Raw genomic sequence first — 13,774 nt, 5'->3', positions numbered from 1 at the left:
GTCATAGCTGATCCGTGGTGGCTTGCTGGCTGGCGATCAGCATCGCGCCGCAGCTGGTCTTGTCGCCGTGGCGGGCTACCGGCTTGCCGTCGACGATCCAGCTGGCGTCGCCGCTGACGATGGGGCAGGTGCCATGGCCTGGCAGCGGGCACGAGACTTTGTCGCCCACGCGCGCGATGCCGATGCCGCCGCTGTCCGACATCGCCGAGGCCTCCAGGACGCTGCCGCCATGCGATGTTTTATCGCCCAATCTGATTACGGGACCAGCCATATGTGCTCCTTCCAGTCATCGTTGTTTTTTCATGACACCCGGCATGCGCAGTTCGGTGTGGCCGAAATCCATCATTTTCCAGCGGCCGCCCCAGGTCATGCCGACCGATTCGGCCACTTCGCCATACAGCTGGTAGCCGCGCATGGCCCAGGGATCTTTTTCCGAGATCACCAGTTTGCCGTCGCGTAAAAATGCGCAATCGGCGGCCAGGCCATACTGATGCCAGCTCTGGAACGCGGCCGCATTGGTGACATTGCTGCCCATGCCGGCCAGCATGTTTTGCCGCTCCGGGCTGCGGTAGCCTTCCAGTATGGCCATGTCGTAGCCATGTTTTTCCTTCATGATCTTGAACACCAGCAACAGCCTTTGCGCGTATTCGGCATTGAGCAGCGTCCAGTTGCGGCTGGCCGATACCAGCATCGGCCGCACCTGCTGCACTTCCTCGGTGGCGAACACCAGCGGCGGCAGGTCTACCGGCGGCACCAGCTGTTCGCCTTGCAGCAGTGCCGACACCTGCGTATTCATTTCGCGCGTCGAGACCTCGTAGCCGCCCAGCATGTTCTTGCTGCCTGCAAGCAAGGCGATTGCCGGCGGCAGGCAGACCACCGCCGCGCCGCCCAGGAACAGCAGGTAATGGCGGCGCACGAATGCAGCGCTGCCGAGCAAGGTGCTGGCGCCGCCACGGCGCAAGGTGTCGAGGCCGGCGTTCGTGCGCCGGGCCAGCCGATCGCGCCGCGCCGCTAGGCCTTGTTCAGCCGTCGCAAGCGCCCGCAGCACCAGTTCGCGACCGGATGGAAACAGCGCCAGCCAGCTGATCAGGCATGCGAGTAAAAAATAGAGTGCCACCGCCAGTAAAAACACGCCCGCTCCGTTCGAAAAAAGGCGCCATGCATGGGCAGTGGAATGCCGCGGTGCCAGCGTTTGCGCTAATATTGCCTCGGAGTATATCTTACTAACTTGCTAAGTACAGGGGCTATGTTTCAATTGTGCGCCGGGTCGGTACTGTTGATTTCCTAACATGCGTCACGCTTTTTTTTATTGTCGTAAGGTATTGTAAATATTGACAGGAGTTAAAATTTTGCGAAGCAATGACGACAGCCCAAGGCCATCGACACGGCCCAGCTTATTGACGCCCGCGCAGCAGGCCGAGGCCGACCGTAGCCGTATCCTGAACCATCTCGAAGGTGGCCGTCGGCCCGCGCCAGTGCCGCATGGCGGCCGTCGCACCGGCCGCTGGACCGTCTGGGGCGGCATGGTGGCCGGCGCCTTGCTGTTGCTGGCCACCGGCGCCTGGCTGGGGCAGCGCGACACGGCGGCGCAGGCCGAACCGGCGCTGGCCAGCACGGCGCCAGTGCCGGACGCACCGGCGGTGGCCGCCGCACCCGCCGCCGCCGCGGCCAGCATACGCGAGGAGGAGCAGCAGGCACTGCCGCAGCAGAGCTTGAGCGAAATGCTGGGCGCCGGCATGCCAGTCCCTTCGCCCGTGCCCGGCCCCAGGGATGTGCTGAGCAAGGCGCTGGAAAGCCCGCAGAAGAGCGCGCCCAGGCCGGCGCGCGCACCGCAGAAAAAACCGCCCGCCAAAACGCTCAAGCCGGCTGATCCGGCCAAGCCCGCCGCCACGCCGGAACAGGAGAGCGACGTGGCCCTGCTGGCCGCGCTGGTATCGCATGCCCAGGCGGGCACGCCGCCCAGGAAAGCACCGCCCAGCCTGCAAACCCAGTTACAACAATGCAGCAAATTGAAACCGGCGGCGGCCGATAGCTGCCGCCAGAGAACCTGCGCCGGCCGCGTCGACAAGCCCCTGTGCAAGGTGGCCAGGGTTGCGGCGAAAGGCGCGCGATGAGCGCAGCGCTGCTGGATCAGGTGGGCGCCGCGCTGGGCGCGTTCTCCAGCATCACGCGCTTGTACGAGCTCAAGTTTGAAGACGACAGCGCGCAAGAGACTGCGCCCCTGCTGGTGGAAGCGTTCGCCAGCGACGAGCGGCTGCAGGAAGTCGGCGCGCGCGACATCATCGCCTTGTCCACCAGCGCCCATGTGCCGCTGGCATCCCTGCTGGGCCAGCCTGCCAGCCTGCAGGTCAGCCTGGCCGACGGCACGCGCACGCCATTTTCCGGCTACATCAGCGCAGCGGCCATGCTGGGCAGCAATGGCGGCCTGGCGCGCTACCGGCTGCGCCTGACGCCTTGGCTGTGGCGGCTGGGCCAGGTGCGTAACAGCCGCGTCTGGCAAGACAAGTCCGTGATCGAGATCGTCGAGTCCGTGTTCCAGTCTTATGCCCCGGCGGCGCGGTGGCGCTGGAGCGACGAGGTCGCCTCATTCATGCAGGACGCGGGCGAACGCAGCTATTGCTGCCAGTACCGTGAGTCGGATTTCGATTTTATCCGCCGCCTGCTGACCGAAGAGGGGCTGGCCTGGCGGTTTGACGGTCAGACCCTGATCGTTTTTGCCGACAGCAGCCAGGTTTGCGCCCCACCCGAGGACGCCAGCAGCGCGCAAGGCGGCGGGCTGCGCTTTCATGGTGCGCGTGTCGGCGAGCCGGGCGACAGCGTGCAGGCCTTGCGCGCGCGGCGCAGCCTGCACGTCGGGCTGAGTAGCGTGCTCAGCTACGATTACAAGGCGAAAAAGGCGGTCGCCGCCAGCGTGCCGACGAATATGGTGCTTGGCGGCAAGAACGCGCCGCTGCTGGAAAGCTACGACACACCGGGCCAGTACTGGTATGCGAATGGCGCCCAGGCGCAGCGCTACGCGCAGCTGCAGATGCAGGCCCACGAAGCGCGCGCCCAGCTGTGGCAGGCACGCTCGACCGTGCGTACCCTGCGCGCCGGCACGCGCTTTAGCCTGACGCAGGGACCATTGCAGCCAGCCGACGGGGCCGCGCCCGAGTATGTCGTGCTGCGCGTGGCCAGCATCGGCGTCAACAACCTGCCGCTGCCGGCGCTGGAAGGACTGGCGGAACTGTTCGGCCCGATACCGGAATTGCTGGAAGAAACAGTGGCGCAGTGGGGCGCAGGGTTTCCCGATGTCGCCGCCACGATCGCCCAGGCGCAAGCCAGCGGCTACGCCAACTGCATCGAAATGATCGAGGCAAGCACGCCATGGCGTCCGCTGCACGATGGCAACGAGGCGCGCCAGCATGCCACACCGACCACCCTGGGCAGCCAGAGCGCCATCGTCGTCGGCGCCGACGGCAATGACGTGGCCAGCGGTGCCGATGAGATTTACTGCGACAAGCTGGGCCGGGTGCGCATCCGCTTTCACTGGCAGCAAGAGACTGGCGCAACCTGCTGGGTGCGGGTGGCGCAGCGCGCGGCCGGCGGCGGCATGGGCAGCCAGTTCCTGCCGCGCATCGGCCAGGAAGTGCTGGTGCAATTTCTGGAAAACGATATCGACCGGCCCGTCATCGTCGGCGCCCTGTACAACGGCCAGGGCGAGGGCGGCAGCGTACCGACGCCGGGCGGCATGGCGCGCGATCAGAGCGACGCCGGCGTGTTCCAGCCGGCGCACGACCACGCCATCGCGGGCCAGGGGAATGTGGCGGGCGGCAACAGTCCGCTGTGGCATGGCGCCGCAGGGGCCAGCGCGGCGCACCGCAATGGCGCGGCGCAATGGGGCATCCGCAGCAAGGAATTCGGCAAGGCGGGCAGCGCGGCCGGCTATAACCAGCTGCTGTTCGACGACACCGACCAGCAGGGACGCATCCAGCTGAAAAGCAGCCACGCGGCCAGCGAACTGAACCTGGGCCACCTGATCCACGGCGCCGACAATTACCGGGGCAGCCTGCGCGGCGCCGGCGCCGAGTTGCGCACCGACGCGTATGGCGCCGTGCGGGCGGGTGCCGGCCTGCTGGTGTCGAGTTATGTCATCAATCACAATGCTGGCGCGCGCGACCCGGCCGGCGACAATGCGCCCGGCATGGCGCTGCTCAAGCAGGCGGCCAAGCTGGGCGAGACCTTCAGCCAGGCGGCCGTCACGCACCAGGGCGTCGCCTATGCGGCGCACCTGGGGGCGACGGCGCCGGGCAGCAGCGCGCTCGACGCCAAGGCCGCGCCGTTGCCGGCTTTTCTCGCCAGCGCCTCGGGCATGCTGAGCCGCGAGAGCGTGGCCGCCGCCCGAAGCGACGCGGCCGGCAAGCCCACTGCGCCGGCCGACGACAAGCTGCCGCACAGCAGCGACGCCATCCTCGCCGTGGCGGCCAAGGCGGGGCTGGGCGTGGTGGCCGGCCAGGATATCCAGCTGGCCAACGGCGAAACGGTATCCCTGATGAGCGGGCTCGACACGCAGTTCACCAGCGGCGGCACATGGCGATTGCACACGGGCCAGGCGATCGGCTTGCTGGGCGGCGTGGTCAAGCCGGGCGAGGGCGAGCTGGGCATGCAGCTGGTGGCGGCCAGCCAGCCGATCGAGGTACAGGCCCAGTCCGACGAGATCAAGGTGCAGGCGCGCGAAGAGGTCAACGTCGTCAGTGCCAACGCGCACATCGATTGGGCGGCGGCGAAAAGCATCCGCCTGTCGACGGCGGGCGGGGCCAACATCACCATCGAGGGCGGCAATATCACGATCCAGTGCCCGGGCAAGATGACCGTGTTTGCGGGCAAGAAAAGTTTTCTTGGGCCGCAAGGGCTCGGCTATCCCTTGCCGCGCTTGCCCCGTTCCGAGCTGGCGTTGCGGCCCTTGAAATTCATGCTGCGCCTGGCCGACACGCCAGGGCTGAAAGGCCATGCGCTGGCGCACACGCCGTGGAAGATCACCCATGGCGCGCAGCCCGACGGCATGGATTTCATCGACGGCGACAAGCTCGTCGCGCAGGGCAAGACCGATGCATCCGGCAACATCAAGCTCAGCGATGAAGAGGAAAAAAAGCTCGCCGCCGTCTATGCGAGCAATCCGGACCATACGTGGATCGTGTATCCGGGCCACAGCGTGCGGCTGAACGTGGAAACCGAATCGCCCGACTGGACCGACAAGGAAAAGCTGTTCCATGCGATGCAGGCGGCGGACTTCAGCGCCGGGCGCTACGGCACCATCTTCGAGGCGGCCGCGGCGCCGCAGGCGCGCTATGCGAAAGAAGCGCTGGCCTCGCTTACCCTGAAAAACATCTTGCCGAAGGTGAAAGTCTGATGGTGACGATTTCATTCCCGGCACGCCACCTCGGCGATCGACAGCGACATGCGTCATGACACATAAAAATATCTCCCAACTGACGGCCAAGGACGGTACGCCGAGCGCGCCGGCGACCTCGGCGCCCGGCTGTTTCGTGCACGATGGCGAGGAGCTGCCCAATTTTCCCAAGCAAAAGTGGGGCAGTATCTTTTCCGAACAGCAAAAGGGCAACCGCGTTGAGTTCTATGTGACTGGCGAAGAGTATTTCACGGCCGTGGCGAAGGCCATCGAAGGCGCCAAGAAATCGATTTTCATTACAGGCTGGCAAGTAAATTTCGATGTGGAACTGACGGCGAGCAAGACCCTGTTCGAATGCCTGGAAACGGCCATCAGTAGCCCCGCCGCGCCGACAGTGTATGTCATGCCGTGGCTTTCGCCCAAGGTCGGGGTCGACACGGGCGACTTCGAAACCGTGCTGGCCATCTTCCAGCTCAATGCCGGCGTCGGCGGCCCCGCCAAGGCATTCGCCTTGCCGGCGATCGCCCAGAGCGACATGGAAGGGATGCTGGGCATCGGCTTTTCGCATCACCAGAAACTGGTGGTGATCGACGATGAACGCGCGTTTGTCGGCGGCATCGACCTTGCCTATGGCCGGCGCGACAATGGCAAGTTCGCCCTCAGCCACGGCACGCGCAAGGGCAATGAGGTCTACAACACCTGCATCCCGGCCATCGAGCCCATGAGCAATGAAGCGCAAACGGCGTACCTGACGCGCGCGGAACTGCTGGCCGGCTGCATCGGCGGAAAAGTCGGTGGCGCGGCCGCGTTTGCCACCTCGGCCACGGCCGCGCCGATCGCCGTCGCGCTCGACGTGGTGCAGGGCGCCAAGGATGGCATCGCCCGGGTATCGAAGAATCTTTCCGCGAAATGGAAGGCGATCGACCTGATGCCCGATTTTATCGGCAAGCTGCAGGACATACCGATCGACGTCGCGCAGGATATGTCGCGCTGGGCTTACGGCCAGCTCGACAAGGGCTTGCGCGACAAGGTCGATGGCGTGCGCACCACGGGCAGCGCGCATGTGATCGACGGCGGCACGGCGCTGATGTCGTGGCTGAACGCGGGCTCGCTGAACAAGCTGCCGCCCGAATTGCGCAGCGGCACGGCCAGGCTGATCGAAACGTTCGTGATCGGCGTCCTCACTTATCTGTCGACCCTGGCCGACGCGCGCCCCACGCGCTATGAAAACCTGAAAAAACTGCGCAAGATCATGCCGACCGGGGCCAAGACCTTCGCCGCCACGCAGCCGCGCATGCCGTGGCACGATGTGCATGCGGCGATCGTCGGGCCCTCGGTCAGCGACTTGAGCCGCAATTTCATCGAGCGCTGGAATGGCATTGCCCAGCGCTATGAAAAATCGTACCAGGCCAGCGTGCCGCCGGCGCTGGTCAAGATGTTCCAGGCGCTGGGCATGTCCGGCACGCCCAGGCTGGTCTTGCAGCGCATCGCCGCCGCGCCGCCGCCGAATACGCATGCGCAGCCGGGCGACGCCTGGGTGCAAGTGCTGCGCAGCGCGCCGATGACCTTGCTCAAGGACGAAATGGCGGCGCATGCGCGCAAGGGGCAGCAGGCGGCCAGGCCGGCATGGCCGCAGAACAATTGTCTGAAGGCGATGTTGACGGCGATTAACGGCGCGCAGAAATTCATGTATATCGAGGGCCAGTTTTTCCAGTCTGAATATGGCAGCGATGAAAGCAAGACCAGGCCGCTGTCCGGTCCGATGGCGGCCCTGCTCGACATCAGCAAGTCGCCGGCCTATGAAAAGTATGCGAAGCAGCTCGGCGTCTATGGCGTGCCGCCGGCACAGATGATCGACAAGCTGGTCTGGTCGCAGATCGACGATGTCAAGGCCGACATTGCCGGCGGCGGCAGCGATTTCATGGCCGATCTGTTCAATGTGATGAGCAACTACGCCGATATCACCTCGACCCGCATGATGGGCAAGGAGGAGCCGGGCATTCTGAATCCGATCGGACTGGCATTGTCCCAGCGCATCGAACGCGCCATCAACGATGGCTTGCCCTTCCATGTGTACATGGTGCTGCCGGTACACCCGGAAGGCACGCTCGACACCCTCAACATCATGACACAGCTGCATCTGACGATGCAGTCGCTGGTGTTCGGCAAGGATAGCCTGGTCAACCGGATCAGGCGCGCCATCCTGGTGCGGGACCTGCGCAAGAGCAAGAAACTGGATGCGGACGAGGCCAAGAAAACCGTCGCGGGCTATGCGACGGACCGGCTTGCCGAATTGGCCGGCGACAAGTGGACCAGCTATTTGACCTTGCTCAATCTGCGCTCGTGGGAAACGCTGGGCAAGCGCCATGTGACGGAGCAGATCTATGTGCACTCCAAGCTGCTGATCGCCGACGACCGGGTGGCGATCCTGGGCAGCGCCAATATCAACGACCGCAGCCAGCTGGGCGGACGCGATTCGGAACTGGCGGTCGTCGTCAGGGATGACCATCAGACCGACGTCGCGCTCGACGGTGTCGATAGCGACAAGGTCAGCGTCAACGTGCATGACTTGCGGGTGCGCCTGTGGAAGAAACTCTTTGGCCTGACCGATGGCGCCACCCCGGCCAAGGACTTGATCAAGCACCTGCTGCATCCGGCGGCCCCGGACACCTGGGAAGCGATCCAAAAAGTGGCGCTGGCCAATGCGGAAGCGTATGCCAAGGCCTTCGCCTTCCTGGCGCGTCCAAGCGGCAAGCCCAGTTCGATCTGGCCCACGTGGAACGCCAGGACGCGCAGCCTGCAGCACTACATGCCGTTCCACGAGCGTTTCTGGCGCGATGCCGATATCTTGCGCGATGAATCGCATTCCTGGGAGACGCAATCGCGCGCGCCCGAATCGGCTCCCGTGGGCGTGCAGGGTTTCATCGTGGCCTTGCCGGTCACCTGGACGGCGGGCGAAAACAATATTTCAGGCATGAATCTGACCCTGCTGGCCCATCAGGAGAAGAAACCGCTGCACGATGCCGACCATTCCTTGCCGCAAGAAACCTATGCCCAGGTTGAATCAGGCAGGCGCCTGCCAGCCGGGCAGCGCGAAAGCTCGGCTTGACGAACGCTGTATTTTTTGAGTGATACCCATGACGATAGTTGGTCTTCCGCATTTTTCCGCACGCCATCTCGCCGCTCTCCTGCTGTGTGCCGGAGCGCATGGCGAAGGCATGGCCGCCAAGCAGGCCGATCCGGCGGCGCCGTCGCGCAAGCCCACCGCGCAGGAGCTGGCGCAAGCGACGGCGCCCGGGTACGTGACGCCGGCCGGCATGGCGCGCGAATGCCTGGGGCGGCTGGTGTTCGACGTGCATGCGCCGGTACAGTGGCCGACCCGCTACAAGGACGCGTCCGACACGGGCATCTTTTACCGCTCGTTCAGCGAACAGGTATTTCACCAGGGTGATGAGATACGGGTCGGCAATGTCCGCATCGGCGTGCTGGGTCCGTTGAGCAAGGAAGACCTGGCAGCCTTGCGGGAAGCCTTGCCGCAACCCAGGATCGACAGCCTGCAGGCGCTGCTCAGGGACGATGTGGCAGAACTGGCCGAATTGAAAGGCCAGCCCGCCGATGCCAGGACCCGCCAGGCGAGCTACCTGGCGCAGAAGTCCGTCACAGGCCGGCAGGCGCAGCTCAAGGAACTGCAAAGCAACTACCAGACATTTGATTCCGGCCTGCCCGACAGCGAAGGCTACCGCACCAGCGAAGGTTCGGGAACGATCAATCCGACGCGCTATTCCATCTATCGCAGCCACCTGAAACGCGGCGACTATGTCTATGTGTTTGAATCCATGGAGGAAATACGCGGCCAGGACAGCGTGGCGCTCCACGGCCAGCGCTTTACCCGCTTCCTGAAAAGCTTTCGCCCGCGCGCCGCCGGCGAGGTGCCGAAAGAGCTGGGCTTGTGCATCCCGCATGGCTTCATCGCCGACGACGGCAAGACCATCAGCAGCATCAAGCAGTCGCTGCGCTGGCCGGATGCGCCGGGCGTGCTGTATACGATCAGCACCGGCAACGTCGACCCGCGCGCCTTGAAAGTGCCGCTGGTCCAGGCGGCCGCCACCGGCGGCATCGGCCAGTTCGGCAGCCGCGGCGAACAGGAAGCCCAGCCTTTCATCGTCGAACGCATCGCGCCCCGTAGCGCCCGCATCGGCGCGCTGACGGCGCAGCAGGGCGGCGTGGCGCTGAAGGTGAGCCGGTCGGGCAGCGCGCCGTTTGAAACCTATGCGGTATTTACCGGTTACGCGGGATGGCTGGGCACGGCGGTGCTGCCCTACATTCTGATCGAACTTGGCAGCCGCAGCATGAAGCAGGCGCCGGAACTGAAGCAGAATCCGCCGCCGTTCAAAACCAGCTACGCGCGCCTGGAAACCTTGTTGAAGAGTACGCATTTGCGGCCGACCGAACCGGCCATGCCGGAATTACGCGGTCTGCAGGGCGCGCAGTGATGGATGCGGTCCCGATTTCAATCAAATCACTCTTGCTATAACGAAATTTCTAGGGTGTAATGCCTTGATAAAAGTGCTTATTTACTAATTTTTTGCGGGAAGCCGCGTGATGGAGTTTACGGATGTCGATGTCCTTGCCCGCCAGTTTCACGCAAGCGAACAGATTGTTGCAGCTGACCACGCCCCTCGGCGCCGACCGCCTGCTGGCCGAATGCGTGCGCGGCGAGGAAGGCTTGAGTACGGGCTTCGTGTTCCAGATCGCGGCCCTGTCGACCGACGCGGGCATTTCGCTGCGTACCCTGATTGGCCAGCCGGCCTTGCTGCAATTGCTGACCTCCACCAGCGCCGCCGCGCTGCGCCCGTTCCACGGCCATATCACGGGTGTCGAGCTGGCCGGGGCGAACGGTGGCATGGCGCGCTATCACCTGACCATCGAACCGTGGAGCACCTTTCTCGCGCACGGCCGCGATAGCCGCGTGTTCCAGGACATGACGGTATTCGACATCCTCGACGCGCTGTTTGCCGCCTACCAGGGACAGGGCAAGCTGGCGCCGGCCTGGCGTTTCGATATTCTCGACCGCGCGGCATATCCGAAGCGCAGTCTGAGCACCCAGTATCAGGAAAGCGACTGGGCCTACGCCCAGCGGCTGATGTACGAGGAAGGCCTGTTTTACTACTATGAACACAGCGGCGATCCCGGCAGCCACAGCCTGGGCAGCCACTGTCTGGTGATCGCGGACCATAACGGCGCATTCAAGCCCAATGCCCAGGGCAGTATCAATTTTACGCAGCCGGGCGCCGTTATGAAGGTCGACAGCATCGACCGCTGGCGCACCGAATTGCGCCAGCAGACCAATGCCATCGAAATGGGCAGCTGGGATTACCGCTCGCTCGACCAGCGCGTTGCCAGCGCGGCGGGAGCAGGGGGGGCGGCGCAGGGCGTGGAGCTGCTCAGCCGCGACGCGCCCGGCGCCTATGCCTACGCCTCGCGCGAACAGGGCCAGCGCATCGCGCGCAACCAGTTGCAGGCGCTGGAAGCGGGCAAGGAGATCCACGTGGCGGCCGGTACCGTGCGTACCTTGTCGCCGGGCACCACGTTTGTCCTGCAGGGACAGCCGGTGTGCGACCAGGCCGGCAGCGACGCCGACCGCACTTTCCTGGTCGTGCGCACGGTCCACTTGATGCACAACAACCTGAGCGCGGATCTGCAGTCGTCGATCCTGCAAACGCTCAAGACGGGCCTGCTCGATGCGGCCATCCGCAAGGAGCACGCCGGCAGCCTGCATCGCATGCCCGCGCTGCTGGGCGCCATTGCCGAGCGGCCCCTGTACCGCAACCGCATCGACGCCATCCGCAGCAATACTCCCTATCGCGCCAGCGGCAAGGACCAGCATGGCTGCTTGCTGCATCCGCGCCCGACCGTGCATGGCCAGCAGACGGCCGTCGTGGTGGGGCCGGCCGGCGCCGTGATTCACACCGACCGCGACCACCGCATCAAGGTGCAATTTCACTGGCAGCGCGGCGTCATGAGCCACAGCCGCCTCGAGCATCCGCAAGGCGGCGGGCATACGGGCGCGCCGGGCGACGACAGCGCCGGTACCTGGGTGCGCGTGGCCTCGACCATGGCGCCGGTGGCGGGCGCCAACTGGGGCGGCCATGCGCTGCCGCGCATCGGCCAGGAAGTATTGATCGATTTTCTTGAGGGCAATATCGACCGGCCTGTCGTCATCGGCGCCGTCTACAACGGCCAGGGCACGGCCGATGCCCAGAATAACCGCGTGGCGCATGGCGCGGGACCGGCCACCGGCAACGCGCCAGCCTGGTTTCCCGGCGAAGCGGGCGCGCATGCCCACCCGGCCGCGTTGTCCGGCATCAAGAGCCAGGCCATGCAGGCCAGCCAGCAGGGCGGTGCTGCGTACAGCCAGCTGGTGTTCGACGACAGCCCGGGCCAGCCGCGCGTGGCCCTGCAGCGCCATGCCGGCGCACACCAGGGCACTGCCGAGCTGAACCTGGGGCACCTGCGCCATCAGACGGACAACCAGCGGCTGGCCGCCGCCGGCTTCGGCGCCGAGCTGAAAACCGAGCACAGCGCCGCGCTGCGCGCGGGGCAGGGGTTGCTGCTGTCGACCGACGGGCGCAGCAACGCCAGCGGCACGCAGATGGATAGCAAGGAGGCGACGGCCCAGATCGAGCAAAGCCTGGCCCTGCTGACCTCGCTTGCCGAGACGGCGCAAAAGCACAAGGCGGTGCTGGACGGCGGGCAAGGGCAGGCCGACGCGGCGCCCGACACCTTGCCGGCGCTGAAACAATTGGCGCACAGCATAGAAATGCTCAAGGGCGCGGAAGGCGCTGGCGACAGCCAGGCCACGGCCTATGGCGCGCCGCAGCTGCAATTGTCCAGTCCGGCCGGTATCGCCGCCACCACGCCGCTCAATGCGCTCTTTGCCGCCGGCAATACCAGCAGCATCGCGGCTGGCCAGGACATCAACTTCGGCGCGCAAGGCAACCATTTTCATGCGATCAGTTCCGGCATCAGCCTGTTTACCTACGGCAAGGCCAGCAAGGCCGACAAACCGAATCAGGAAACCGGCATCCGCCTGCACGCGGCCAGCGGCAAAGTCAGCACCCAGAGCCAGTCCGATGAAACAAAATTAACCGCAGACAAGGCCGTGACCGTGGCCAGCGTCAGCAAGAGCGTCAACGTGAGCGGCAAGCAGCATGTGCTGCTGACGGTGCAGGGCGCCTACATCAAGCTCGAAGGCGGCAATATCGAGATTCACGGCCCCGGCAAGATGGAATTCAAGGCTGGCATGAAGGAGTTGACGGGGCCGGCCAGCGCCAGTCCTGCACCCTTGGCCTTGCCGACAGGACAATTGAAAGGCTGTGCACTGAAACTTCTCGATGCCACGCAGGCGGGAGCGGCCAGTGTCAAACGATAAAGCGCCATCGCCGGCACCGTCTTCGGCCGCGGTACCGACGGCGCGCCCCGATGAAGTGCTCTACAACGTGTCCCGCGGCTATGACAGGACCGTCGTCCTGATCGACCAGTTCATCGACAATCCTTTGCGCGAGGCGATTGCGGCCCTGTCGCCGCCCGCGGCCAGCGTGCTGCTCGATGACCCGATCTTCGAGGATGACCTGCAGCGCGCGCCGATGCTGCTCGCCTTGTCCAACCAGCTGCCCGAGCACTATGCGCTGGTCGAGCACAGCCTGAAGCTGGCGCAAGAGCAGCATGCCGAACCGGGCGCGGTGCCCGGCATCTGCGCCTGGCTATTTAGCCATGCGCCCCTGGCGCGCCTGCACAGCGCCATGCTGGCGCGCCTGAATGTGCGCTATCCGTCCGGCGAAGCCGTCTACCTGCGCTATTTCGACCCCCGCGTCATGCCGCATCTGGCAAGACTGTTGCCGCCGTCTATCGCGGCAGGCACGCCGGGGTACAGCAGTTTTGCCGATCTGCTCGGTCCTGTGGAGACCTGGTGCCAGCTCGATCGCGATGGGCAGCTGATCCGGCATGGCCATGCGCAGCTGGTGTCGGCAGTACAAGACGTTCCCCTGCGCATCGATGAGCCAACCACGCAGGCGATGGACCGCATCGAGCAGATCAACCTGGTCGTGCGCATCCTGCGCGCAAGGCAAACGCCAATCGGCGCCGGCATCGATGCGCAGATCGACCGCTATCTTGTCGACAGCGCAAATGCGGGCCTGGCGCAGGCGGACGATCAGATCGCCTATGCCTGGCGCGCCGTCGAACACGGCCAGGCCTTCACCTTGCACCCCGCCCTCGGGGAACTGATGCGAATGGCAAGTACGCAGGGCTTGCCACTGGACATAGTATTGAACGCCCGTCTGCATCCCCTGGGCTGATGCCCAGCAGGATGACCGCGTGCCGCCC

The 13,774-nt window shown here is 65.1% G+C and carries 8 protein-coding genes; 6 read left to right on the top strand and 2 right to left on the bottom strand.

Features of this window, described 5'->3' with window-relative positions; all coding sequences use genetic code 11:
* Position 1: 1 nt before the first annotated feature.
* Together IGS60_RS21280 and IGS60_RS21275 are read right to left on the bottom strand one after the other, a co-directional pair.
* Positions 2 to 271: a PAAR domain-containing protein gene (locus IGS60_RS21280; RefSeq protein ID WP_230506121.1), complete on the bottom strand. Its 270-nt coding sequence runs from the start codon at positions 269 to 271 to the stop codon at positions 2 to 4.
* 15 nt (positions 272 to 286) lie between these two features.
* Positions 287 to 1,132 (bottom strand): M15 family metallopeptidase, encoded by an 846-nt coding sequence (locus tag IGS60_RS21275; protein WP_230506120.1) that lies wholly within the window; start codon positions 1,130 to 1,132, stop codon positions 287 to 289.
* A gap of 217 nt (positions 1,133 to 1,349) precedes the next feature.
* Here IGS60_RS21275 and IGS60_RS21270 point away from each other — a divergent pair, with 217 nt between their 5' ends.
* From IGS60_RS21270 to IGS60_RS21245, 6 genes are all read left to right on the top strand, one after another.
* Positions 1,350 to 2,114 carry a hypothetical protein gene (locus IGS60_RS21270; protein WP_230506119.1) on the top strand — a complete coding sequence of 255 codons (765 nt, stop codon included), beginning with the start codon at positions 1,350 to 1,352 and terminating at the stop codon, positions 2,112 to 2,114.
* The gene (locus IGS60_RS21265; RefSeq protein ID WP_230506118.1) at positions 2,111 to 5,389 is read left to right on the top strand and encodes a type VI secretion system Vgr family protein; all 3,279 of its coding nucleotides are present in this window, start codon (positions 2,111 to 2,113) and stop codon (positions 5,387 to 5,389) included. Before IGS60_RS21270 ends, IGS60_RS21265 begins: the two co-directional genes overlap by 4 nt.
* Positions 5,390 to 5,444: 55 nt before the next feature.
* Complete coding sequence (locus IGS60_RS21260) at positions 5,445 to 8,498, top strand: phospholipase (RefSeq protein WP_230506117.1); 3,054 nt, start codon at positions 5,445 to 5,447, stop codon at positions 8,496 to 8,498.
* A 109-nt stretch (positions 8,499 to 8,607) separates the two neighbouring features.
* On the top strand, positions 8,608 to 9,882 hold the full coding sequence (locus tag IGS60_RS21255; protein WP_230506116.1) for a T6SS immunity protein Tli4 family protein: 1,275 nt from the start codon (positions 8,608 to 8,610) through the stop codon (positions 9,880 to 9,882).
* Positions 9,883 to 10,004: 122 nt separating this feature from the next.
* On the top strand, positions 10,005 to 12,821 hold the full coding sequence (locus tag IGS60_RS21250; protein WP_230506115.1) for a type VI secretion system Vgr family protein: 2,817 nt from the start codon (positions 10,005 to 10,007) through the stop codon (positions 12,819 to 12,821).
* Positions 12,808 to 13,746 carry a DUF4123 domain-containing protein gene (locus tag IGS60_RS21245; RefSeq protein WP_230506114.1) on the top strand — a complete coding sequence of 313 codons (939 nt, stop codon included), beginning with the start codon at positions 12,808 to 12,810 and terminating at the stop codon, positions 13,744 to 13,746. The genes IGS60_RS21250 and IGS60_RS21245 overlap by 14 nt, the downstream gene beginning before the upstream one ends.
* The last annotated feature ends 28 nt before the right edge of the window (positions 13,747 to 13,774 follow it).

The organism is Janthinobacterium sp. FW305-128, assembly GCF_020858135.1.
In the GTDB taxonomy this organism is placed as follows: domain Bacteria; phylum Pseudomonadota; class Gammaproteobacteria; order Burkholderiales; family Burkholderiaceae_D; genus Janthinobacterium.
The sequence above is the reverse complement of the archived record's forward strand: the minus strand, read 5'-3'. Positions and strand labels throughout refer to the sequence as shown.

Excerpts from the sequence above, each read along its gene's own strand:
- IGS60_RS21260 (WP_230506117.1), top strand. The coding sequence starts at position 5,445 with ATGACACATAAAAATATCTCCCAACTGACGGCCAAGGACGGTACGCCG.
- IGS60_RS21250 (WP_230506115.1), top strand. The coding sequence starts at position 10,005 with ATGTCGATGTCCTTGCCCGCCAGTTTCACGCAAGCGAACAGATTGTTG.
- IGS60_RS21255 (WP_230506116.1), top strand. The coding sequence starts at position 8,608 with ATGGCCGCCAAGCAGGCCGATCCGGCGGCGCCGTCGCGCAAGCCCACC.
- IGS60_RS21280 (WP_230506121.1), bottom strand. The coding sequence starts at position 271 with ATGGCTGGTCCCGTAATCAGATTGGGCGATAAAACATCGCATGGCGGC.
- IGS60_RS21265 (WP_230506118.1), top strand. The coding sequence starts at position 2,111 with ATGAGCGCAGCGCTGCTGGATCAGGTGGGCGCCGCGCTGGGCGCGTTC.